Annotated in this window: 20 protein-coding genes and 5 tRNA genes; 12 read left to right on the top strand and 13 right to left on the bottom strand. The window is 55.8% G+C overall.

Going from position 1 to position 23,082, the window contains the following annotated elements; genetic code table 11:
* The first annotated feature begins 70 nt into the window (after positions 1–70).
* From nrdH to leuA, 12 genes are all read left to right on the top strand, one after another.
* Positions 71–310, top strand: coding sequence for a glutaredoxin-like protein NrdH (gene nrdH, locus PYW49_RS12205; RefSeq protein WP_025759730.1), 240 nt, complete (start codon positions 71–73; stop codon positions 308–310).
* Positions 307–717, top strand: coding sequence for a class Ib ribonucleoside-diphosphate reductase assembly flavoprotein NrdI (nrdI, locus tag PYW49_RS12200; protein ID WP_320386544.1), 411 nt, complete (start codon positions 307–309; stop codon positions 715–717). The genes nrdH and nrdI overlap by 4 nt, the downstream gene beginning before the upstream one ends.
* Positions 690–2,834: a class 1b ribonucleoside-diphosphate reductase subunit alpha gene (nrdE, locus tag PYW49_RS12195; RefSeq protein ID WP_320386543.1), complete on the top strand. Its 2,145-nt coding sequence runs from the start codon at positions 690–692 to the stop codon at positions 2,832–2,834. Before nrdI ends, nrdE begins: the two co-directional genes overlap by 28 nt.
* A 9-nt stretch (positions 2,835–2,843) precedes the next feature.
* Positions 2,844–3,803, top strand: coding sequence for a class 1b ribonucleoside-diphosphate reductase subunit beta (nrdF, locus tag PYW49_RS12190; protein ID WP_320386542.1), 960 nt, complete (start codon positions 2,844–2,846; stop codon positions 3,801–3,803).
* 330 nt (positions 3,804–4,133) lie between these two features.
* Complete coding sequence (proV, locus tag PYW49_RS12185) at positions 4,134–5,345, top strand: glycine betaine/L-proline ABC transporter ATP-binding protein ProV (RefSeq protein ID WP_320386540.1); 1,212 nt, start codon at positions 4,134–4,136, stop codon at positions 5,343–5,345.
* Positions 5,329–6,393, top strand: a complete 1,065-nt coding sequence (gene proW, locus PYW49_RS12180; protein WP_320386539.1) for a glycine betaine/L-proline ABC transporter permease ProW — start codon at positions 5,329–5,331, stop codon at positions 6,391–6,393. Before proV ends, proW begins: the two co-directional genes overlap by 17 nt.
* A 9-nt stretch (positions 6,394–6,402) precedes the next feature.
* Entirely contained in the window at positions 6,403–7,398 is a 996-nt protein-coding gene (gene proX / locus PYW49_RS12175; RefSeq protein WP_134347209.1) for a glycine betaine/L-proline ABC transporter substrate-binding protein ProX, read from the top strand.
* A 157-nt stretch (positions 7,399–7,555) separates the two neighbouring features.
* On the top strand, positions 7,556–8,740 hold the full coding sequence (locus PYW49_RS12170; RefSeq protein ID WP_134347208.1) for an MFS transporter: 1,185 nt from the start codon (positions 7,556–7,558) through the stop codon (positions 8,738–8,740).
* Between the two features lie 314 nt (positions 8,741–9,054).
* Positions 9,055–9,585 (top strand): transcriptional repressor MprA, encoded by a 531-nt coding sequence (gene mprA, locus PYW49_RS12165; RefSeq protein ID WP_134347207.1) that lies wholly within the window; start codon positions 9,055–9,057, stop codon positions 9,583–9,585.
* A 126-nt stretch (positions 9,586–9,711) separates the two neighbouring features.
* The gene (emrA, locus tag PYW49_RS12160; RefSeq protein WP_045909303.1) at positions 9,712–10,884 is read left to right on the top strand and encodes a multidrug efflux MFS transporter periplasmic adaptor subunit EmrA; all 1,173 of its coding nucleotides are present in this window, start codon (positions 9,712–9,714) and stop codon (positions 10,882–10,884) included.
* A gap of 16 nt (positions 10,885–10,900) precedes the next feature.
* The gene (emrB, locus tag PYW49_RS12155) at positions 10,901–12,448 is read left to right on the top strand and encodes a multidrug efflux MFS transporter permease subunit EmrB (protein ID WP_134347206.1); all 1,548 of its coding nucleotides are present in this window, start codon (positions 10,901–10,903) and stop codon (positions 12,446–12,448) included.
* 179 nt (positions 12,449–12,627) lie between these two features.
* A complete protein-coding gene (gene leuA / locus PYW49_RS12150; protein ID WP_320386538.1) occupies positions 12,628–14,283 on the top strand; it encodes a 2-isopropylmalate synthase in 1,656 nt (551 codons plus the stop codon).
* Here the strand turns inward: leuA and PYW49_RS12145 are convergent.
* The 13 genes from PYW49_RS12145 to recX all read right to left on the bottom strand — a co-directional run bounded on the left by PYW49_RS12145 (position 14,270) and on the right by recX (position 23,059).
* A complete protein-coding gene (locus tag PYW49_RS12145; RefSeq protein WP_320386537.1) occupies positions 14,270–15,034 on the bottom strand; it encodes an AraC family transcriptional regulator in 765 nt (254 codons plus the stop codon). The genes leuA and PYW49_RS12145 overlap by 14 nt on opposite strands.
* A gap of 64 nt (positions 15,035–15,098) precedes the next feature.
* Positions 15,099–15,614 (bottom strand): S-ribosylhomocysteine lyase, encoded by a 516-nt coding sequence (gene luxS, locus PYW49_RS12140; protein WP_047646219.1) that lies wholly within the window; start codon positions 15,612–15,614, stop codon positions 15,099–15,101.
* A 153-nt stretch (positions 15,615–15,767) separates the two neighbouring features.
* On the bottom strand, positions 15,768–17,312 hold the full coding sequence (gene gshA, locus PYW49_RS12135) for a glutamate--cysteine ligase (RefSeq protein ID WP_320386536.1): 1,545 nt from the start codon (positions 17,310–17,312) through the stop codon (positions 15,768–15,770).
* 83 nt (positions 17,313–17,395) lie between these two features.
* Positions 17,396–17,824 (bottom strand): YqaA family protein, encoded by a 429-nt coding sequence (locus PYW49_RS12130; RefSeq protein WP_134347202.1) that lies wholly within the window; start codon positions 17,822–17,824, stop codon positions 17,396–17,398.
* Positions 17,821–18,387, bottom strand: coding sequence for a fructose-1-phosphate/6-phosphogluconate phosphatase (gene yqaB / locus PYW49_RS12125; protein WP_134347201.1), 567 nt, complete (start codon positions 18,385–18,387; stop codon positions 17,821–17,823). The genes PYW49_RS12130 and yqaB overlap by 4 nt, the downstream gene beginning before the upstream one ends.
* Positions 18,388–18,504: 117 nt before the next feature.
* Positions 18,505–18,581 (bottom strand) — tRNA-Arg (locus tag PYW49_RS12120).
* 28 nt (positions 18,582–18,609) lie between these two features.
* A tRNA-Arg gene (locus PYW49_RS12115) sits at positions 18,610–18,686 on the bottom strand.
* Between the two features lie 29 nt (positions 18,687–18,715).
* Positions 18,716–18,792, bottom strand: a tRNA-Arg gene (locus PYW49_RS12110).
* Positions 18,793–18,856: 64 nt separating this feature from the next.
* A tRNA-Arg gene (locus PYW49_RS12105) sits at positions 18,857–18,933 on the bottom strand.
* Between the two features lie 4 nt (positions 18,934–18,937).
* Positions 18,938–19,030: transfer RNA gene (locus tag PYW49_RS12100), tRNA-Ser, on the bottom strand.
* Positions 19,031–19,372: 342 nt separating this feature from the next.
* Entirely contained in the window at positions 19,373–19,558 is a 186-nt protein-coding gene (csrA, locus tag PYW49_RS12095; protein WP_000906486.1) for a carbon storage regulator CsrA, read from the bottom strand.
* Between the two features lie 241 nt (positions 19,559–19,799).
* A complete protein-coding gene (alaS, locus tag PYW49_RS12090; protein ID WP_320386535.1) occupies positions 19,800–22,427 on the bottom strand; it encodes an alanine--tRNA ligase in 2,628 nt (875 codons plus the stop codon).
* Positions 22,428–22,558: 131 nt separating this feature from the next.
* Positions 22,559–23,059, bottom strand: coding sequence for a recombination regulator RecX (gene recX, locus PYW49_RS12085; RefSeq protein ID WP_134349752.1), 501 nt, complete (start codon positions 23,057–23,059; stop codon positions 22,559–22,561).
* Positions 23,060–23,082: the final 23 nt, after the last annotated feature.

Raw genomic sequence — 23,082 nt, 5'->3', positions numbered from 1 at the left:
TTTAGCAAGACACACACAACCTGACGCGATGATTCGCGCCGCTCTCTCATTTTAAATGGAAATACGAATCATGAGCATTATTATTTACACTCGTAACGATTGTGTTCAGTGCCACGCCACAAAACGCGCGATGGAAAGCCGCGGAGTGGCTTTTGAGATGGTGAATATTGACCAGCAGCCCGAGGCCGCCGATACCCTACGTGCGCAGGGTTTCCGTCAGCTTCCGGTTGTTGTCGCCGGGGAGCTCAGCTGGTCTGGCTTCCGCCCGGACATGATCAACCGCCTGAGCGCTCAGGCCGCTCGGGCATGAGTGGGCTGGTTTTCTTCTCCAGCAGCTCGGAAAACACGCTCCGTTTTATTGAGCGCGTTGGGCTGCCTGCGGTGCGCATTCCGCTGAACGAGCGGGAGCGGATCCGGGTAGAGGAACCTTACATTCTGGTGGTGCCCAGCTATGGCGGCGGCGGTACGGCGGGGGCCGTCCCCCGTCAGGTGATCCGCTTTCTGAACGATCCTCATAACCGCGGGCTGATTCGCGGCGTGATCGCGGCGGGCAATCGCAATTTCGGCGATGCCTTTGGCCGCGCCGGGGACGTCATCTCTAAAAAATGCGGCGTGCCGTACCTCTATCGTTTTGAGCTGATGGGGACACAGCAGGACGTCGAAAACGTGCGTAAAGGAGTGAACGAATTTTGGCAACGACAACCGCAGAACGGGTAATTCAGGCGACGCCGGATTACCACGCATTAAACGCGATGCTTAACCTCTACGATCGTCAGGGGCGCATTCAGTTTGATAAAGACAGAGAGGCGGTGGACGCCTTTTTCGCCGCCCATGTGCGGCCCAACAGCGTGACCTTCGCGAACCAGAATGAGCGTCTCGACTATCTGGTTAAAGAGGGCTACTACGAGGAGCGCGTCCTGGTCCGCTACGATCGCTCCTTCGTGGTAAGACTGTTTGAACGCGCCCACGCCAGCGGTTTTCGTTTCCAGACCTTCCTCGGCGCGTGGAAGTACTACACCAGCTACACCCTGAAGACCTTCGACGGTAAACGCTACCTAGAAAGCTTTGAAGATCGCGTGGTGATGGTGGCGCTGACGCTGGCCCAGGGTGATGAAGCGCTGGCGGAGCAGCTAACCGATGAGATCCTCTCCGGGCGCTTCCAGCCCGCCACGCCGACCTTCCTCAACTGCGGCAAAGCCCAGCGCGGCGAGCTGGTCTCCTGCTTCCTGCTGCGCATCGAAGACAATATGGAGTCGATTGGCCGTGCGGTGAATTCTGCGCTGCAGCTTTCCAAACGCGGCGGCGGCGTGGCGTTTTTGCTCTCCAACCTGCGTGAAGCGGGCGCGCCAATCAAGCGCATCGAAAACCAGTCCTCCGGCGTGATCCCGGTGATGAAGATGCTGGAAGATGCGTTCTCCTATGCCAATCAGCTTGGCGCGCGCCAGGGCGCGGGCGCCGTTTATCTGCATGCGCACCACCCGGACATTCTGCGGTTTCTGGATACCAGGCGCGAAAACGCCGACGAAAAAATTCGTATCAAAACTCTGTCGCTGGGGGTGGTGATCCCGGATATCACCTTTAAGCTCGCCAGAGAGAATGCCGACATGGCGCTCTTCTCGCCGTATGACGTTGAGCGGATTTACGGCAAAGCCTTTGGCGACGTGGCCATCAGCGAACTCTACGAGGAACTGGTGGCCGACGATCGTATTCGCAAAAAATATATCAACGCCCGCGATTTCTTCCAGACGCTGGCGGAGATCCAGTTTGAGTCCGGCTATCCGTATATCATGTACGAGGACACGGTGAACCGCGCGAACCCGATTGCCGGGCGCATCAACATGAGCAACCTGTGCTCAGAGATTTTGCAGGTCAACAGCGCGTCCAGCTATGACGAGAACCTGGACTATGCGGATATCGGCAAAGATATCTCCTGTAACCTCGGGTCGCTGAATATCGCCCATACCATGGATTCCCCCGACTTTGGCCGCACGGTGGAAACGGCCATTCGCGGCCTGACGGCGGTGTCGGACATGAGCCACATCCGCAGCGTGCCGTCTATTGAAGCGGGTAATGCCGCGTCGCACGCCATCGGCCTCGGGCAGATGAACCTGCACGGCTATCTGGCGCGGGAAGGTATTGCTTACGGCAGCCCGGAAGGGCTGGATTTCACCAACCTCTATTTTTACACCATAACCTGGCATGCGCTGCACACCTCGATGATGCTGGCGCGCGAGCGCAACCAGCGCTTCGCGGGCTTTGAGCAGTCCCGCTACGCCAGCGGGGAGTATTTCAGCCAATACCTTGAAGGCGACTGGCAGCCAAAAACGGCGCGAGTACGTGAGCTGTTTACCCGCGCCGGGATCGTTCTGCCCACGCGCGAGATGTGGCAGCAATTGCGTGATGACGTGATGCACTACGGCACCTACAACCAGAACCTGCAGGCCGTACCGCCGACCGGTTCAATTTCCTACATCAATCACGCCACGTCGAGCATTCACCCGATAGTGTCAAAAATTGAAATTCGTAAGGAAGGCAAAACCGGGCGCGTCTACTACCCTGCGCCGTTTATGACGAATGAAAATCTGGCGCTGTATCAGGATGCGTATGAGATCGGCCCGGAAAAAATTATCGATACCTATGCCGAGGCGACAAAACATGTGGATCAGGGGCTGTCGCTGACGCTGTTTTTCCCGGATACCGCCACCACACGGGATATCAACAGGGCGCAGATCTACGCCTGGAAGAAAGGCATTAAAACGCTCTACTACATTCGCCTGCGCCAGCTTGCGCTGGAAGGCACCGAAATTGAAGGCTGCGTGTCCTGCGCGCTGTAAGGAGAAAGGATGAAACTGTCACGCGTAAGCGCCGTTAACTGGAACAAGATCCAGGACGACAAAGATCTGGAAGTGTGGAACCGGCTGACCAGCAACTTCTGGCTGCCGGAAAAGGTCCCGCTCTCTAACGATATCCCGGCCTGGCAAACGCTCAGCCACGCCGAACAGCAGCTGACGATACGCGTCTTTACCGGTCTGACGCTGCTGGACACCGTTCAGAATACCGTGGGGGCGCCCGCGCTAATGCGTGACGCGCTTACACCCCACGAAGAGGCGGTAATGTCCAACATCAGCTTTATGGAGGCGGTGCACGCCCGCTCCTACAGCTCGATTTTTTCGACGCTGTGTCAGACCAAAGACGTGGATGCCGCCTACGCCTGGAGTGAAGAGAGCGAGTCATTGCAGCGAAAGGCGGATCTGGTGCTGGAATATTACCGGGCCGACGAGCCGCTGAAGAAGAAGATCGCCAGCGTGTTTCTGGAATCCTTCCTCTTCTATTCCGGCTTCTGGCTTCCCATGTACTGGTCGAGCCGGGGAAAGCTCACCAACACCGCCGATTTGATCCGGCTTATCATCCGCGATGAAGCGGTACACGGGTATTACATCGGCTATAAGTATCAGAAAAGGCTGGAGAAAGTCAGTGAGGCAAAGCGTGAGGAACTCAAAGGGTTTGCCCTCGATTTGCTGATGGATCTGTACGACAACGAGCTGAGCTATACCGAGGAACTGTACGCCGGTACCGGCTGGGAGGAAGACGTGAAGGCCTTCCTCTGCTACAACGCCAACAAGGCGCTGATGAATCTCGGTTACGACGCGCTATTCCCGCCTGAGATGGCGGAGGTGAACCCGGCAATTCTGGCCGCGCTGTCGCCCAACGCCGACGAAAACCACGATTTCTTCTCCGGGTCGGGTTCATCGTATGTGATAGGCAAAGCGGTGGAAACGGAGGATGAAGACTGGGATTTTTAATAAACGCTAACGTTCGTTAATTTAATATAAACCCAACAATTTTCTCTCTAATATTTACAAAACAACTACACTGTCATTTCCGCGTCATATTCGCCTGAATCGTTCGATTCAGGCGAAATTTCCCGATGCTGCAGCAAAAAAAAGAGAAAAATTCAAATCGCGCTCAGCCCTTTACTCATGGGAAATTCAGCCGTTTCGCTTCCCTGAAAATTCACATCATAAGCAAACCCAGGGTTGTCTCAGATTCTCAGTATGTTAGGGTTATGCCCGTTAACAATTTACCATGGTAATCATATCGACATAAACAAATAACAGGACACTCTCTATTGCATGGCAATTAAATTAGAAGTGAAAAATCTTTATAAAGTATTTGGCGAGCATCCACAGCGCGCATTCAAATATATTGAGAAAGGCCTTTCGAAAGAGCAAATTCTGGAAAAAACCGGGCTATCGCTTGGCGTTAAAGACGCCAGTCTGGCCATTGAAGAAGGCGAGATTTTTGTCATCATGGGATTATCCGGTTCGGGTAAATCCACTATGGTTCGCCTTCTCAATCGCCTGATTGAACCCACCCGCGGGCAGGTGCTGATTGACGGCGTGGATATCGCCAGAATATCAGACGCAGAGCTTCGCGAGGTGCGCAGAAAGAAGATTGCGATGGTGTTCCAGTCATTCGCGCTGATGCCGCACATGACGGTGCTGGATAATACCGCCTTTGGTATGGAATTAGCCGGCACACCCGCTCAGGAACGTCAGGAAAAAGCCCTTGATGCGCTGCGTCAGGTTGGGCTGGAGAATTATGCGCATGCGTACCCGGATGAACTTTCCGGCGGCATGCGCCAGCGCGTAGGATTAGCCCGCGCATTAGCCATTAATCCGGACATATTATTAATGGATGAAGCCTTCTCGGCTCTCGATCCATTAATTCGCACCGAGATGCAGGATGAGCTGGTAAAATTACAGGCTAAACATCAGCGAACCATTGTATTTATTTCCCACGATCTGGATGAAGCGATGCGTATTGGCGACCGTATTGCCATTATGCAAAATGGTGAAGTGGTGCAGGTCGGCACGCCGGATGAAATTCTCAATAATCCGGCCAATGATTATGTCCGCACCTTCTTCCGCGGCGTGGATATTAGCCAGGTCTTTAGCGCCAAAGATATCGCCCGTCGAACGCCAAACGGCATTATCCGTAAAACGCCAGGTTTTGGCCCGCGCTCAGCCCTTAAGCTGCTGCAAGACGAAGACCGTGAATACGGTTATCTGGTTGAACGCGGCAATAAATTTGTTGGCATTGTCTCCATCGACTCTCTGAAAAACGCACTTAGCGAAAACCAGGGAATCGATGCGGCGTTAATTGACGCTCCGCTTGCCGTGGACGCCGAAACGCCGCTCAGCGAGTTGCTCTCTCACGTGGGTCAGGCGCCGTGCGCCGTGCCGGTCGTGGGCGAGGAACAACAGTACGTCGGCATCATCTCAAAACGCATGCTGCTGCAGGCTTTAGATCGCGAGGGGGCAAACAATGACCGATCAATCTAACCCGTGGGGTACACCTGAAGCAGCGGACAGCGCTGCGCAATCTGCCGATGCGTGGGGTTCCACGCCAGCGCCTGCCGACGGCGGCGGTGCGGCAGACTGGCTGAACAGCGCACCCGCGCCTGCGCCAGAACACTTCAATATTATGGATCCGTTCCACAAGACGCTGATCCCGCTGGACAGCTGGGTCACGGAGGGGATCGACTGGGTGGTCACCCACTTTCGTCCGCTCTTCCAGGGGATCCGCGTCCCGGTGGATTACATCCTCAACGGTTTCCAGCAGCTGATGCTGGGCATGCCGGCCCCGGTGGCCATCGTGCTGTTTTCCCTGATCGCCTGGCAGTTTGGCAGCGCTGGGATGGGGATCGCCACGCTGATCTCGCTGATTGCCATCGGCGCGATTGGCGCCTGGTCGCAGGCGATGATCACCCTGGCGCTGGTGCTGACCGCCCTGCTCTTCTGCGTGGCGATCGGCCTGCCGATGGGGATCTGGCTGGCGCGCAGCCCGCGGGCGGCGAAGATTATTCGTCCGCTGCTGGATGCGATGCAGACCACGCCGGCGTTCGTGTATCTGGTGCCGATCGTGATGCTGTTCGGCATCGGTAACGTGCCGGGCGTAGTGGTGACCATTATCTTCGCCCTGCCGCCGATTATTCGTCTGACCATTCTGGGAATAAACCAGGTGCCTGCGGATCTGATCGAAGCATCACGCTCGTTCGGCGCCAGCCCGCGCCAGCTGCTGTTTAAGGTTCAGCTCCCGCTGGCGATGCCGACCATCATGGCAGGGGTTAACCAGACGCTGATGCTGGCGCTGTCGATGGTCGTCATTGCCTCGATGATCGCCGTAGGCGGTCTGGGGCAGATGGTGCTGCGCGGCATTGGCCGTCTCGACATGGGGCTGGCAACCGTCGGCGGCGTCGGGATTGTGATCCTCGCCATTATTCTTGACCGCCTGACCCAGGCTGTCGGTCGTGATTCACGCAGTCGCGGCAATCGTCGCTGGTATACCACCGGCCCTGTCGGGTTACTCACCCGTCCATTCACAAAATAAGGAACAACGATGCGACATAACGTACTTTTTGCCACAGCGTTTGCGACCCTTGTCTCCACCAGCGCGTTTGCGGCGGACCTGCCGGGCAAAGGCATTACCGTACAGCCGGTGCAGAGCACCATTTCGGAAGAGAGCTTCCAGACTCTGATCGTCAGCCGTGCTCTGGAAAAACTGGGCTATACGGTCAACACGCCAAGTGAAGTGGACTATAACGTGGGCTACACCTCGATTGCCTCCGGTGATGCCACCTTTACCGCGGTTAACTGGCAGCCGTTGCATGACGATATGTATGCCGCCGCGGGCGGTGATAAGAAATTCTACCGTCAGGGCACCTTCGTGACCGGTGCGGCGCAGGGTTACCTGATCGACAAGAAAACCGCCGACCAGTATCACATCACCAATATTGCACAGCTGAAAGATCCGAAGATCGCCAAGCTGTTCGACACCAACGGTGACGGCAAGGCCGACATGATGGGCTGCTCGCCGGGCTGGGGCTGTGAAGCGGTGATTAACCACCAGAACAAAGCCTTCGACCTGGCGAAGACCGTCGACGTGAGCCACGGCAACTATTCGGCGATGATGGCCGACACCATTGCCCGCTTCAAAGAGGGCAAACCGGTTATCTACTACACCTGGACGCCGTACTGGGTCAGCGACGTGCTGAAGCCGGGTAAAGACGTGGTGTGGCTGCAGGTACCGTTCTCCTCCCTGCCGGGCGAGCAGAAAGATATCGACACCAAGCTGCCGAACGGCATGAACTACGGCTTCCCGGTGAACACGATGCACATCGTCGCGAACAAAGCCTGGGCAGAGAAAAACCCGGCGGCGGCGAAGCTGTTCTCGGTGATGAAGCTGCCGCTGGCGGACATCAACGCCCAGAACGCGATGATGCATGCGGGCAAATCGTCTGAGGCCGATGTCAAAGGTCACGTCGACGGCTGGATAAAAGCCCACCAGCAGCAGTTTGATGGCTGGGTGAAAGAGGCGCTTGAGGCGCAGAAGTAAAACATTTTCCCTCACCCCAGCCCTCTCCCGAAGGGAGAGGGTTAGGGTGAGGGGTTAAACCGCACAAACACACACATAACAATCCCCCAACATTCACCATCATTGGTTATTATGGTTTCCGGAAAAATAATCACTCAACTAATGATTCCTGAAACCCATGACCAAAACAACTCAAGGGCTTAGCCCCTCACTCATCCTTTTAATGTCCGTGGCAACGGGTCTGGCGGTCGCCAGCAACTATTACGCGCAACCTCTTCTCGACACCATCGCCCGCGCGTTCAACCTCTCTGCCAGCTCCGCAGGCTTTATCGTTACGGCCGCGCAGCTTGGCTATGCCGCCGGGCTACTGTTCCTGGTGCCGCTTGGCGATATGTTTGAACGGCGAATGCTGATCGTCTCCATGACTTTGCTGGCCGCCGGCGGGATGTTGATCACCGCCAGCAGCCAGTCGCTGACGATGATGATCGTCGGTACCGCGCTCACGGGGCTGTTCTCCGTGGTGGCGCAAATCCTGGTGCCACTCGCCGCGACACTCGCCTCTCCGGAAAAGCGCGGCAAGGTAGTGGGCACCATTATGAGCGGCCTGCTGCTGGGGATTTTGCTCGCGCGTACCGTTGCGGGGCTGCTGGCAAGCCTCGGTGGCTGGCGCACCGTTTACTGGGTGGCAAGTGTATTGATGGTTGTTATGGCCCTGGCGCTGTGGCGCGGCCTGCCGAAGGTGAAGCAGGAAAACCACCTGAACTATCCGCAGCTTCTGGCCTCCGTGTTCAGCCTGTTCACGCAGGATAAACTCCTGCGCACCCGCGCCTTGTTGGGCTGTTTCACCTTCGCTAACTTCAGCATTCTGTGGACGTCGATGGCGTTTCTCCTTGCCGCCCCGCCGTTCAATTATTCCGAAGGGGTGATTGGCCTGTTCGGTCTGGCCGGTGCCGCAGGTGCACTGGGCGCACGTCCCGCAGGCGGACTGGCCGACAAGGGAAAATCTCACCTGACCACCTCCGCAGGGCTGGTTTTACTCCTGCTCTCCTGGGCGGCGATCTGGTACGGACACGTCTCGGTGCTGGCGCTGATCGTCGGTATTCTGGTGCTCGATCTCACCGTGCAGGGCGTTCACATCACCAATCAGACCGTGATTTATCGCGTGAAGCCTGAGGCGCGTAACCGCCTCACGGCCGGATACATGACCAGCTACTTTATTGGCGGCGCAGCGGGTTCGCTCATTTCCGCCTCAGCGTGGCAGCATGCCGGCTGGTCCGGCGTGTGCGGGATAGGGGCCATCGTCGCCGCGCTCAACCTTCTTGTATGGTGGCGCGGCTATCATCGTCAGGATGCAATTCATTAAGTTTTACATTGCGTTGGGCCTCTTAGGGTGTAAAGAGGCCCTTCAGTCTGTTAATGTAAACGTAATCATTTATCCCAGAAATTTTAATGTGGGTGACATATTTACAATCGGCATGAATAGTTCAGACCCCCGTCCTCACATCCTCTCTCCAGCGGGTTCACACCCTACGCTTTCTGTGCTCACCGGGTCACGGACTTACCCGGCGCTTTCTGATGGTGATATTAATTTGGCGGATATAACCGCACAAATAATTCATTTACATTATTTGTCACCATCGTTACTATATCGGCTGTAATTAATGAGGTTATGCCCAAATGGATAGTTCGTTTACGCCCATTGAACAAATGCTTAAATTCCGCGCCAGTCGCCATGAGGACTTCCCGTATCAGGAAATCCTGCTGACTCGCCTGTGCATGCACATGCAGGGTAAGCTACTGGAAAACCGTAATAAAATGCTGAAAGCTCAAGGGATTAACGAGACGTTGTTTATGGCGTTGATTACGCTGGAGTCTCAGGAAAACCACAGCATTCAGCCTTCCGAGTTGAGCTGCGCGCTGGGCTCCTCCCGTACCAATGCGACCCGTATTGCCGATGAGCTTGAAAAGCGTGGCTGGATCGAGCGCCGTGAAAGCGACAACGATCGCCGCTGCCTGCATCTGCAACTGACCGATAAAGGTCACCAGTTCCTGCGCGAGGTGCTGCCACCTCAGCACAATTGCCTGCACAAACTCTGGTCTGCCCTCAGCTCCGCCGAGCGCGACCAGCTTGAGCACATCACTCGCAAGCTGCTCACCCGTCTGGATCAGATGGATGAAGACGGCGCCGTTCTTGAGGCGCTGCGCTAACGCGACGACACGCTCAACATTCCAGATTTATAAGAAAACCGACAGGCCAGCACGTCACACTGCTGGCCTTTCTGACAACAGGTCGGCTCAGCCGATGTGAAAATAAGAAGATCGTGGAGAACTACAATGAGCGCAAATGCGGAGAGCACTACCCCGCAGCAACCGGCCAACAAGAAAGGCAAACGTAAGAGCGCCCTTCTTCTGTTGACCTTGCTCTTTATCATTATTGCCGTGGCATATGGGATCTATTGGTTTTTAGTCTTGCGTCATGCTGAAGAGACTGACGACGCCTACGTGGCAGGGAACCAGGTACAAATTATGGCGCAGGTGTCGGGCAGCGTGACGAAAGTCTGGGCTGACAATACCGACTTTGTGCAAAAAGGCGATGTGTTGGTGACCCTCGATCCAACCGACGCCCAGCAGGCGTTTGAGAAAGCACAGACCGCGCTGGCCTCCAGCGTCCGTCAGACCCGCCAGCTGATGATCAACAGTAAACAGCTGCAGGCCAACATCGACGTGCAGAAAACCGCACTCGCACAGGCGCAGAGCGACCTGAACCGTCGCGTGCCGCTCGGCACCGCCAACCTGATTGGCCGTGAAGAGCTGCAGCACGCGCGCGACGCCGTTGCCAGCGCTCAGGCACAGCTGGATGTGGCTATTCAGCAGTACAACGCTAACCAGGCGATGGTGCTGGGCACCAGCCTGGAAAACCAGCCAGCCGTACAGCAGGCGGCGACCGAAGTCCGCAACGCATGGCTTGCCCTGCAGCGTACCAAAATCGTCAGCCCGATGACCGGCTATGTCTCCCGTCGTTCCGTCCAGCCAGGGGCACAAATTAGCCCAACCACGCCGCTGATGGCGGTCGTGCCGGCGGACAATCTGTGGGTAGATGCCAACTTTAAAGAGACGCAGCTTGCCCATATGCGTATCGGCCAGACCGCGACGGTCGTCAGCGACATCTACGGCGATGACGTTAAGTACACCGGGAAAGTGGTCGGTCTGGATATGGGGACCGGCAGCGCCTTCTCCCTGCTGCCGGCGCAGAACGCCACCGGTAACTGGATCAAAGTGGTTCAGCGTCTGCCTGTACGTATTGAACTGGATGCCAAACAGCTGGCGGATCACCCGCTGCGTATCGGCCTCTCAACGCTTGTGACGGTCGACACCGCCAACCGCGACGGTCAGATCCTGGCAAGCCAGGTGCGTAGCAGCCCGGCTTATGAAAGTAACGCCCGTGAAATTAGCCTCGATCCGGTCAACAAGCTGATCGATGACATCGTGAAGGCAAACGCCGGTTAAGCCGAAGGTGAGCGTTATGCAACAGCAAAAGCCGCAAAAACCGCTGGAAGGCGCGCAGCTGGTCATTATGACCATTGCGCTGTCGCTGGCGACATTCATGCAGGTGCTGGACTCCACCATCGCAAACGTGGCGATCCCCACGATCGCCGGGAACCTTGGCTCGTCGCTGAGCCAGGGGACCTGGGTTATTACCTCGTTTGGGGTGGCAAACGCCATCTCCATTCCGATCACCGGCTGGCTGGCGAAGCGCGTCGGTGAAGTGAAGCTGTTCCTCTGGTCAACGGTACTGTTCGTTCTCGCCTCCTGGGCGTGCGGCATGTCCAGCAGCCTGACGATGCTGATTTTCTTCCGCGTCATCCAGGGGATTGTTGCCGGGCCGTTGATTCCGCTGTCGCAGAGCTTACTGCTGAACAACTACCCACCGGCAAAACGCTCTATTGCGCTGGCGTTGTGGTCGATGACCGTGATTGTTGCGCCGATTTGCGGGCCGATTCTGGGCGGGTATATCAGCGATAACTACCACTGGGGCTGGATCTTCTTTATCAACGTTCCCATTGGTGCGCTGGTGGTACTGATGACGCTGCAGTCTCTGCGCGGTCGCGAAACGCGTACTGAACAGCGGCGCATTGACGGTGTGGGACTGGCGTTACTGGTTGTCGGCATTGGTAGCCTGCAGATCATGCTCGACCGCGGTAAAGAGCTCGACTGGTTTGCCTCTTCGGAAATCATCGTCCTGACGGTGGTCGCTGTCGTCGCCATTAGTTTCCTGATTGTCTGGGAGCTGACGGACGACAACCCGATAGTCGACCTGTCGCTGTTTAAGTCGCGAAACTTCACCATTGGCTGTCTGTGTATCAGCCTCGCCTACATGCTCTACTTCGGCGCGATCGTTCTGCTGCCGCAGCTATTGCAGGAGGTATATGGCTATACCGCAACCTGGGCAGGCCTTGCCTCCGCGCCTGTCGGGGTGATCCCCGTCCTGCTGTCGCCGATTATCGGCCGGTTCGCCCACAAGCTCGACATGCGCAGGCTGGTGACGTTCAGCTTCATCATGTACGCGGTCTGCTTCTACTGGCGTGCGTACACGTTCGAACCGGGAATGGACTTTGGCGCCTCCGCGTGGCCGCAGTTTATTCAGGGCTTTGCCGTGGCGTGCTTCTTTATGCCACTGACCACCATCACGCTTTCCGGCTTGCCGCCTGAGCGTATGGCGGCGGCATCAAGCCTGTCGAACTTTACCCGAACGCTGGCGGGCTCGATTGGGACGTCCATTACTACGACGCTGTGGACCAACCGTGAATCATTGCACCATGCGCAATTGACCGAAGCGGTGAACCCGTTCAACCCCAATGCTCAACAGATGTATAGCCAGCTTGAGGGCATGGGGATGACGGAGCAGCAGGCGTCAGGCTGGATCGCCCAGCAGATCACCAACCAGGGTCTGATTATCTCTGCCAACGAGATTTTCTGGATTTCGGCAGGGATCTTTATCGTCCTGCTGGGGCTGGTGTGGTTTGCCAGACCGCCGTTCGGTGCCGGTGGCGGGGGTGGTGGCGCACACTAGTCCTCTGCGCTGGTTGCCGGGTGGCGCTGCGCTTACAAGTCCTGTAGGCCGGGTAAGGCGTAGCCGCCACCCGGCAACCATCGCGACCGTTGTCCAGAACGCGACAGCGATTGTCAGTTCCGATAAAGCAGCGCTCCTGAAATCCCTTCACGATAGTGAAAAGACAACAGGAGCGCATCATGCTGAACACACCCGCCGACAAGTACCAGCCCTATCCCACGCTTTCCCTGCCCGACCGTCGCTGGCCGGAGCAACGCATCACCCGCGCGCCGCGCTGGCTCTCCACCGACTTACGCGACGGCAACCAGGCCCTTGCCGAGCCGATGGACAGCGCGCGCAAGCTGCAGTTCTGGGACTTGCTGCTGAGCTGCGGGTTTAAAGAGATCGAGGTCGCCTTTCCTTCGGCCTCGCAGACGGATTTCAACTTTGTTCGCCAACTGATTGAAGAGAACCGCATTCCGGAGGATGTCACCATTCAGGTGTTAACCCAGGCACGGGAAGACCTGATCGTCCGCACCTTTGAGTCCCTGCGCGGTGCCAAACAGGCCACCGTACACCTCTATAATGCGACCGCCCCGCTGTTCCGCCGTCTGGTATTTGGCATGGAGAAAGCGCAAATCATCGAGCTCGCAACGCGCTCCACGCGCTTTATCCGCACGCTGTGTGAAGAGCATCCTGAAACCCGCTGGCAATACGAATACTCGCCGGAAACCTTCTGCTTTACCGAGCCAGAATTCGCGCTGGAGATTTGTGAAGCGGTGGCGGAAATCTGGCAGCCCTGCGCCGAACGCCCAATGGTAATCAATTTACCGGCCACCGTCGAAGTGAGTACACCGAACGTGTATGCCGACCAGATTGAATATTTTTGTCGCCACTTTAGCCGCCGCGCGGATGTTTGCATTAGCGTGCATCCGCATAACGATCGCGGCACCGGCGTGGCGAGCGCAGAGTTAGCCATCATGGCTGGCGCCGACCGCGTGGAAGGCTGCCTGTTTGGCAACGGCGAGCGCACGGGCAACGTTTGTCTGGTCACGCTGGCGATGAATCTCTACAGCCAGGGGATTAGCCCTGCACTGGACTTCAGCGATATGAATCGGGTGGTAGACGTGGTGGAAGCCTGTAATCAGCTGCCGGTACATCCGCGCCATCCGTGGGCTGGACGCCTGGCCTACACGGCTTTTTCCGGTTCCCATCAGGATGCAATTAAAAAAGGATTTGATGCCCGCAAGCCCGGCGAACGCTGGGAGATGCCCTATCTGCCCGTCGATCCGCAGGATATCGGCTGTACCTACGAAGCGGTCATCCGCGTGAACAGTCAGTCCGGAAAAAGCGGCAGCGCCTGGCTCATTGAGCAGAATCACGGTTTGAAATTACCCCGCGCCCTGCAGCAAGATTTTAGCCAGCATGTGCAGCAGGAAACGGACAAATACGGTAAAGAGATGACGCAGAATGCGCTGTGGCAGCTTTTTCGCAGCCGCTACGGACTGGTGGAAACACCCCATTTTGCCCTGCGGTCGTACCGCAGCGATAGCCAGCAGGACGGTCAGCTGCGCCTGACAGCAAGCGTAGCCACGCAAGGCGGAACGCGTCAGCTTGATGGTCAGGGGAACGGGCTGCTGTCCGCCGCCGCGAGTGGCGTAAGCCGCTGGGTTAACATGCCGTTCGTGATTAAGGATTATCACGAACATACGCTGGGTGAACGCAGCGACAGCCGCTCTGTGGCGTACATTCGCTGTCTGTTCCAGGACGGCAGCAGCCGCTGGGGCGTGGGGATTGACAGCGACGTCTCGCGCGCCTCGCTTCAGGCGCTTTTTAATGCGGTTAGCTGTCTTTGAAGTATTCGCTGGGTGAAATGCCCATCACCCGACGAAACATTGCCGTAAAGGCGCTGTGGCTGCCGTAGCCCAGTTCCAGCGCCACGCGTAACACAGGCTGGCCCTGCGCCAGCCGCTGGAGCGCTTCCAGTAAACGTGCCCTTCTCACCCACTCGCTATAGTGCAAACCTGTCTGCTGCTGAAAGTGACGGTTCAGGGTACGCTCACTCATGCCGATAAGGTTCGCTGCCAGGGAGCTGCTCCAGCTTTCCCCTGGGGCCTGCTGAATTTGCTGGCAAAGCCTGCGTAACGGTTCGCTTTGCGGCTCTGGCAGATTAAACGGCAGCACCGGCATCAGGCGGAGTTCATCAAGAATCAGCTCATACACCCGTTCGGCGCGGCTCCCTGGCGAATACGATTCGGGAAGCGAAAGCGACGCGAGGATCAGCTCGCGTAACAGCGGTGAGATCTGCACGATCTGACACGTTGCGGGCAGATCGGCGCGGGCCAGCGGATCGATAAACAGCGTGCGGGCCGCCACGTTGCCGGTGATGCGCAGGGAGTGCCGGGTGCCCGCAGGCAGCCAAACGCCCCGCCCGGGCGGCACGACCCAACAGCCAGACGCGGTATCCACCCTCACCACCCCACTCAGGCTGTGCAACAGCTGCGCGCAGTCGTGCTGGTGCCACGGCTCGCCTTCACCATGACGGTAGTCATGCGCAAACGGAACGAGGGGGCGATGGGTAAAGGAGAAGGTTGCGGTTGTGGTCAAAGGAGGCACCAACACAATGTAGGCCCGGTAAGCGAAGCGCCACCGGGCATCCACAGGCACAATACTAGATGTGCAGTTCCTGCAGTTTTTCTTTTGGCAGGGCCAGCTCTTCGTTGCTGTTCACGCGAACATCACGCTCGATGATGTGACGCGCGATTTCCTGCGCTTCTTCCAGAGAGTGCATCTGGTAAGTGCCGCACTGGTAAACGTTCAGCTCAGGGATCTGGTTCTGCTCTTTCACCTTTAGCACGTCTTCCATAGCCGCTTTCCAGGCATCCGCGACGCGCTTCTCATCAGGCACACCAATCAGGCTCATGTAGAAACCGGTACGGCAGCCCATCGGAGAGATATCGATGATCTCAACGCCGTTGCCGTTCAGGTGGTCACGCATGAAACCGGCGAACAGGTGCTCCAGCGTATGAATGCCTTTCTCTGGCATCACTTCTTTGTTTGGTACGCAGAAACGCAGATCGAATACGGTGATCGTGTCGCCGTGCGGAGTGTGCATGGTCTTCGCCACGCGGACTGCAGGTGCTTCCATACGGGTATGGTCGACAGTAAAGCTATCTAATAACGGCATACGTCACCTCCGATAGTGATTTTTTTTAAAATAAACTGAACTCTTCTACAGAATGCACGTCTGAGTATATGAAAGACGCGCATTTGTTATCATCATCCCTGAATTCAGAGATGTATATTTTGGCCACAGCGATGTGGCCTTTTTCTTTTCTGCTTAAGCCTGCCTCGCCAGAAACGCCTCAAACGACTCCGTATCCGCCGCTTCAACCTCTTTCTGGCGCGCAACGGACGCATCGCGTTCCGCTACAAAATCCGCTTCGCTCAGGATTTCTAATGGCTCCTGCATCAGCATCTCACGGTATTCCGCCGCAAGCGATCGTCCGGTACCGCCAATGCCCTGATCAATCATAGAACGCAGAATGCGTGCTGAGAACGTCAGTTCCGGGTTATCAAAGCATTCCACCAGCTGGTCGCAAATCTGTTGATACGCGTCGCCACCGTCGATGCTGTCCATCGTCCGGGCAACACGCTTCAGGTCACGGAACAGATCTTTACCGACTTTGGTCAGTGGGAACTGTGCCGTTTCACAGCCGATACCCAGCGTCAGACCCGGTTTACGCCCTTCCAGAATCACGCGGTTCCAGTTTGTACGGGTACAAAGCAGTTCGTCTGCACTCATTTCAGGCGCATCCGCCAGCACGCACCAGACCATAAACAGATCCAGGAAGCGAATCTGCTGTTCATCAACGCCAACCGGTGAGAACGGGTTGATATCCAGCGAGCGCACTTCAATGTATTCAATCCCGCCGCGCTGCAGCGCATCCGACGGGGTTTCACCGCTGCGCGTCACGCGCTTAGGACGAATAGGCGCATACAGCTCGTTTTCAATCTGCAGGACATTGCTGTTGATCTGCAGACGTTTACCGTCTTTTTCGAGGCCGATTTTCTCGTACTCTTCCGACGGGGTTTTGATCGCCCGCTTCAATCCTGCCACATATTCGTGCAATTCGTTAAACGTAATACCGAGATTGCTTTGCGATTTATTGGTATAACCGAGATCGCTCAGGCGCAGAGAGGTCGCATACGGCAGGTAGTACATCCCGCATTCTGTCTTCTCGAACGGTAGCGTGGTCGGTTTCCCCTGCAGGAACGATGAGCAAATGGCAGGCGATGCGCCGAACAGATACGGGATCACCCAACCGAAACGGTAATAGTTGCGGATCAGGCGGAAGTAGCCTTCCGAGATCGCGTCTTTATCGGTTTCCCCCCCTTTCGCCTGCCAGAATGCCATCGGCAACGAGAAGTTGTAATGCACGCCAGAGATGGTCTGCATCAACGCGCCGTAGCGGTTTTTCAGTCCTTCGCGATAGAGCGTTTTCAGCCGGCCGATATTTGACGTGCCGTACTGCGCCAGCTCAATCTCCTGGCCCTGCTCGATATAGCACGGCATGCTGAGGGGCCACATACGCTCGTCGCCCATGTTACGCGCGGTGTAGCGATGGATATCGCGCATGATCGTCAGCATATGATCAATATCACCCTCTACTGGGGTGATGAACTCCAGCAGCGCTTCAGCGAAATCGGTTGTGATCCATTTATGTGTCAGCGCCGAGCCTAACGCCTTCGGGTGACCCGTCGTCGCTAAGCTACCGTCCACGTTAACGCGCAGCGTTTCACGCTCAAGACCACGCTGAATACCCTTCAATGCCTGAGGGTGGTTTTCCAGCCAGGCCAGCGCCTGAGATACGTCCGGGATCAAATTGACCTCCCGCCTGTCAAAGTAATGTTACTCAGCATAATTGTAATGGTTGACGATTGAAGGTCGCTTATTCATTCCACCAATTAGTGCCACCACGTCATACCCTGCAGCGTTGCCCATGCCACGAGGACATAACGCACCGCCTTGCCAAGGCACAAAAAAAAGAGCACCGGTCCCCAGGAGATGCGCATCCATCCCGCCAGCAGACACAGCAAATCGCCTATTACAGGCATCCAGCTTAATAACAGCGTGGCAGCGCCATAGCGTTTTAGCCAGCCGACTGCCTTTTCCTGCCAGCGCGATTTTTCGCGTAGCGGAAAGAAACGTCCAAGAATAACGTTAGTCAGCCCTCCAAGGCTATTACCCATTGTTGCTATTAATACCAGCAACCAGGGCTGACTTACGCCGGACAACAGCATCGCCACCAGCACCACTTCCGAATTTCCCGGTAACAGCGTGGCGCTTAAGAAACTGCTGGCGAATAATGAGGCAAGTGACAGCGCGTCACTCACAGTAAGCGCACATCCACCGCGGCCATGCCGGCATCACGCGCGGCCTGAATACCGAAATCGGCATCTTCAAACACGACGCATTTTTCCGCCGGGACACCCATTAATTCTGCACAGAGCAGGAAGGTGTCTGGTGCGGGCTTGTGATTTTTAACATGATCGGCGGCAACCACGGCAGAAAAATAGTGGCGCAGGCCAAGATGGTTGAGCAAAGCCTCTGCAATCGCGCTTTCGCTGCCCGTCCCCACTGACATCGGGCGACGTCCGTGCCACTCTTTCACGACATCAATCAGCGGAAGCGGGCGTACGGTATCTAAAAGCATGGCTTTTACCGCATCGGTTTTTTCACGCGCGAGCAGGTGCGGGTCGAGATCGGCCTGATTCATTTCAATCACGGCCTGCGCAATACGCCAGGTTGGGGATCCGTTAAGGGCAATCATCGCCTGAAGGTCGAAACGCATACCGTAGCGGCCCAGGACGTCAGTCCAGGCTTGACGATGCGTGGGTTCGGTATCCAGGATGGTGCCATCCATATCGAAGATCAAACCGTCATACTGTGCGTACATCGTGCTCTCGCTAAACGATTAACAAAGCATTACTTTATCGCAAAAGGTTTTTTTTGTCGCTGATTGAGAGTGTGATTGCTGACGGAACGTCGAAGGAATAAACAAAGAAAGGGAAGATGGTGCATCCGGGAGGATTCGAACCTCCGACCGCTCGGTTCGTAGCCGAGTACTCTATCCAGCTGAGCTACGGATGCATCGGGAAATGCTTTTAGAAACAGTAAATGGTGCATCCGGGAGGATTCGAACCTCCGACCGCTCGGTTCGTAGCCGAGTACTCTATCCAGCTGAGCTACGGATGCATCAGGGAACTGCTTTCAGAAATAGTAAATGGTGCATCCGGGAGGATTCGAACCTCCGACCGCTCGGTTCGTAGCCGAGTACTCTATCCAGCTGAGCTACGGATGCATCGGGATTTACTACTGTACTGCTCGATATTCATATCACTTCTAAAGCAATATGAAGTAATAGATGGTGCATCCGGGAGGATTCGAACCTCCGACCGCTCGGTTCGTAGCCGAGTACTCTATCCAGCTGAGCTACGGATGCAAAATGGCGGTGAGGCGGGGATTCGAACCCCGGATGCAGCTTTTGACCGCATACTCCCTTAGCAGGGGAGCGCCTTCAGCCTCTCGGCCACCTCACCACACAACGCCTCTTTCGAGTGCTTCGAGTAACTCGTTAAGAGCTTCTCGTCGCTGCGTGGCGCATATATTACTTTCTGGGACTTATAAGTCAAACAATTTTCCAAAAGCTTTTATCGTTTGCACAAATCACACGCAATTCGCATGTAAAAGCCGCAAAGAGGGTGTTTTATAAGCGGATTTTGCAGGCATCTTCACAGAAAACCTGTGCAGAAATGGCGGTGTTGAGACGAGTTAAGGCTAACGGAGTGGTTAAAAAGAGAGCGATTGAAATTAAACGGTAACTTTGAGCAGGAAAAATGACAGGAGGGTTGCGTCTCGCCCGACAGCGAGACGCGACAATATCAGTAACTGGACTGCTGGGATTTTTCAGCCTGGATACGCTGGTAGATCTCTTCACGGTGGACAGATACTTCTTTAGGAGCGTTAACACCAATACGTACCTGGTTACCCTTTACCCCTAAAACTGTCACGGTGACCTCATCCCCAATCATGAGGGTCTCACCAACTCGACGAGTCAGAATCAGCATTCTTTGCTCCTTGAAAGATTAAAAGAGTCGGGTCTCTTGTATCCCGGCATTATCCATCATATAACGCCAAAAAGTAAGCGATGACAAACACGTAAAGTGTAAGCAGTCACGGCATCACATTCTGTTAAACGTAAGTTTAGCCGATATACACAAACTCAACCTGACTTTATCGTTATCGATAGCACAGTGAACAAGACGCCATAACGTTACCGCTATGGCGTCTGCTTGCGCTTTGTAGTTATTACAGTTTCGCGCTTACCCAGCTTTCAACGCTGGCCAATGCTGCAGGGAGTGCCGCCGCATCCGTACCACCGGCTTGCGCCATGTCCGGACGACCGCCACCCTTGCCGCCCACCTGCTGAGCGACCATACCAATCAGTTCCCCTGCTTTTACGCGGTCGGTCACATCCTTAGAGACGCCCGCAATCAGAGAAACCTTACCTTCTGCCACTGTCGCCAGCACGATAACGGTAGAACCAAGCTGGTTCTTGAGATCGTCGACCATAGTACGCAGCATCTTAGGCTCAACGCCCGCCAGATCGCTGACCAGCAGTTTGACACCCTTAATGTCTACAGCCTTGCTGGAGAGGTTTGCACTCTCCTGCGCCGCAGCCTGCTCTTTCAGCTGCTGCAGCTCTTTTTCCAGCTGACGCGTACGATCCAGCGCAACGCGCACTTTCTCGCCCAGGTTCTGGCTATCGCCTTTAAGCAGCTGTGCGATGTCGTGCAGCTGATCGCTCTGCGCATGCAGACTGGCAATAGCGCCTTCACCGGTCACCGCTTCAATACGACGCACACCAGCCGCCGTACCCGACTCGGAAACAATGCGGAACAGGCCGATGTCACCGGTGCGGGATGCGTGAGTACCGCCGCACAGTTCGGTAGAGAAGTCGCCCATGCTCAGTACGCGAACACGTTCGTCATATTTCTCACCAAACAGCGCCATTGCACCTTTCTTCTTCGCCGCCTCGAGATCCATGATATGGGTTTCGATTGGCAGGTTACGGCGAATCTGCGCGTTCACCAGATCTTCCACCGCACGGATTTCAGACGGTTTCATCGCTTCAAAATGCGAGAAGTCGAAACGCAGCACTTTGTCGTTAACCAGAGAACCTTTCTGTGCAACATGAGTACCCAGCACGTCGCGCAGGGCTGCATGCATCAGGTGGGTTGCAGAGTGGTTCAGACGGATGCGTGCACGGCGAGCTTCATCAACGTTAGCCTGTACGCCCTCGCCCACTTTCAGAGAACCGGAAACCAGCTTGCCCTGATGACCAATCGCCTGACCGTATTTCTGGGTGTCGCTGACGCTGAAGCTGAAGCCATTGCCTTTCAGTTCGCCTTTATCGCCAACCTGACCGCCGGATTCCGCATAGAACGGCGTTTTATCCAGAATAACAACGGCATCCTGACCTGCGCTGATGCTGTCCACGGCTTTACCGTCAACAAACAGGGCGGTCACTTTGCCGGTCAGTTCCAGCGCTTCATAACCTTTAAATTCTGACGCGCCATCAACGCGGATCATCGCGTTGTAGTCCGCACCGAAACCGCTGGATTCACGCGCACGACGACGCTGCTCTTCCATCGCGGCTTCGAAGCCCGCTTCGTCAACTTTGATGTTGCGCTCGCGGCAAACGTCCGCCGTCAGGTCAACCGGGAAACCGTAGGTGTCGTACAGGCGGAAAGCGGTTTCGCCATCCAGCGTGTCGCCTTTCAGTTTCGCCAGTTCTTCATCCAGCAGTGCCAGACCGCGCTCCAGCGTACGCGCAAACTGTTCTTCTTCGGTTTTCAGAACCTGCTCTACCTGCGCCTGCTGGCGTTTCAGCTCATCACCGGCAGCACCCATCACACCAATCAATGGCCCAACGAGTTTATAGAAGAAGGTGTCCTTCGCGCCCAGCATGTTGCCGTGACGGATTGCACGACGAATGATACGACGCAGCACGTAGCCACGGTTTTCATTCGACGGGATAACGCCGTCGGCAATCAGGAACGCACAGGAACGAATATGGTCCGCGATAACGCGCAGCGATTTGTTGTTCAGGTCGGTCGCGCCGGTGACTTCCGCAACGGCTTTGATCAGGGTGCTGAACAGGTCAATCTCGTAGTTGGAGTTAACGTGCTGCAGAACAGCGGCAATACGCTCCAGACCCATACCGGTATCAACGGAAGGCTTCGGCAGCGGTTCCATCGTACCGTCGGCCTGACGGTTGAACTGCATGAAGACGATGTTCCAGATCTCAATATAGCGATCGCCGTCTTCTTCCGGGCTGCCAGGAGGGCCACCCCAGATGTGGTCGCCGTGATCGTAGAAGATCTCGGTGCACGGACCGCAAGGGCCGGTGTCACCCATCTGCCAGAAGTTGTCAGACGCGTATGGCGCGCCTTTGTTATCACCGATGCGAATAATACGCTCGCGCGGGATCCCGACTTCTTTTTCCCAGATTTCGTAGGCTTCGTCATCGGTTTCATAAACTGTAACCCACAGACGCTCTTTCGGCAGGTTGAACCAGTTTTCACCGGTCAGCAGTTCCCATGCGTACTGGATAGCATCGTGTTTGAAGTAGTCGCCGAAGCTGAAGTTACCCAGCATTTCGAAGAAAGTATGGTGACGCGCGGTGTAACCGACGTTTTCCAGGTCGTTGTGTTTACCGCCCGCACGTACGCAACGCTGTGAGGTTGTGGCGCGGGAATAATTACGCTTGTCGAGACCAAGGAACACATCCTTGAACTGGTTCATCCCGGCGTTGGTAAACAGCAGAGTCGGATCGTTGTTCGGTACCAGGGAGCTGCTGGCAACAACCTGGTGTCCCTTACTATGGAAAAAATCGAGAAACGCCTGACGGATCTCAGCGGTGCTCTTGCTCATAATTATCCTGAAATCAAGCTAACGAAATGTCGTAGCCAGCCTGTATCGGTAAACCGTTGGACAGACCAGCTACTGGAAAAAGTGGGAATAAGATAAGTTTTCTTTGGAGGGAAGTAAAATCCCGCATGCGTTCAATCGGCAAAATTACGCCAGATATCCTGAATATCTTCCATCAGAAAGCCGCGGTAGAGCAAAAAGCGCTGGATTTTGACTTTTTCTGAAAATTCACGCGGCAGCGGTTCACCGTATTTACGCATGGCCTGTTCTTTTGCCAGCGCGCACCACTCAATGTCGCATTCGCGCATCGCTTTTTCGATGGCCTCCCGGGCCACCCCTTTCTGGTTCAGCTCCTGGCGGATGCGCGCGGGTCCATATCCTTTGCGGCCGCGGCTGGCGAGAAACCGTGAGGCGAAACGCTCGTCATCGAGATAGTGATGCTCGTAGCACCAGGCAATTACGCGGTCATAATCTTCCGCGGTGGCATCAATCTCTTCCGGCCCGTTTTTACTCATCACCGGAGCCGACAGTTTTCGCCGTAGCTCCTGTTCACTGTGGTCACGGACGGCAAGAATACGTACCGCACGATCCAGTAAGCGTGAGTATGCCGGTCGACGTGATGTAGGTTCACTCATAAAAAACCTGCTGATTCAGAAAT

It is taken from the genome of Enterobacter chinensis, from assembly GCF_034008295.1.
Taxonomy (GTDB): domain Bacteria; phylum Pseudomonadota; class Gammaproteobacteria; order Enterobacterales; family Enterobacteriaceae; genus Enterobacter; species Enterobacter chinensis.
This window is presented reverse-complemented; position numbering and strand designations above follow the sequence as displayed.

Coding starts and splice junctions, on each gene's coding strand:
- alaS (WP_320386535.1), bottom strand. CDS start 22,427: ATGAGCAAGAGCACCGCTGAGATCCGTCAGGCGTTTCTCGATTTTTTC.
- luxS (WP_047646219.1), bottom strand. CDS start 15,614: ATGCCGTTATTAGATAGCTTTACTGTCGACCATACCCGTATGGAAGCA.
- csrA (WP_000906486.1), bottom strand. CDS start 19,558: ATGCTGATTCTGACTCGTCGAGTTGGTGAGACCCTCATGATTGGGGAT.
- emrB (WP_134347206.1), top strand. CDS start 10,901: ATGCAACAGCAAAAGCCGCAAAAACCGCTGGAAGGCGCGCAGCTGGTC.
- leuA (WP_320386538.1), top strand. CDS start 12,628: ATGCTGAACACACCCGCCGACAAGTACCAGCCCTATCCCACGCTTTCC.
- mprA (WP_134347207.1), top strand. CDS start 9,055: ATGGATAGTTCGTTTACGCCCATTGAACAAATGCTTAAATTCCGCGCC.
- nrdI (WP_320386544.1), top strand. CDS start 307: ATGAGTGGGCTGGTTTTCTTCTCCAGCAGCTCGGAAAACACGCTCCGT.
- proX (WP_134347209.1), top strand. CDS start 6,403: ATGCGACATAACGTACTTTTTGCCACAGCGTTTGCGACCCTTGTCTCC.
- recX (WP_134349752.1), bottom strand. CDS start 23,059: ATGAGTGAACCTACATCACGTCGACCGGCATACTCACGCTTACTGGAT.
- emrA (WP_045909303.1), top strand. CDS start 9,712: ATGAGCGCAAATGCGGAGAGCACTACCCCGCAGCAACCGGCCAACAAG.
- nrdH (WP_025759730.1), top strand. CDS start 71: ATGAGCATTATTATTTACACTCGTAACGATTGTGTTCAGTGCCACGCC.
- nrdF (WP_320386542.1), top strand. CDS start 2,844: ATGAAACTGTCACGCGTAAGCGCCGTTAACTGGAACAAGATCCAGGAC.
- proW (WP_320386539.1), top strand. CDS start 5,329: ATGACCGATCAATCTAACCCGTGGGGTACACCTGAAGCAGCGGACAGC.
- yqaB (WP_134347201.1), bottom strand. CDS start 18,387: ATGTACGCACAGTATGACGGTTTGATCTTCGATATGGATGGCACCATC.
- proV (WP_320386540.1), top strand. CDS start 4,134: ATGGCAATTAAATTAGAAGTGAAAAATCTTTATAAAGTATTTGGCGAG.
- PYW49_RS12170 (WP_134347208.1), top strand. CDS start 7,556: ATGACCAAAACAACTCAAGGGCTTAGCCCCTCACTCATCCTTTTAATG.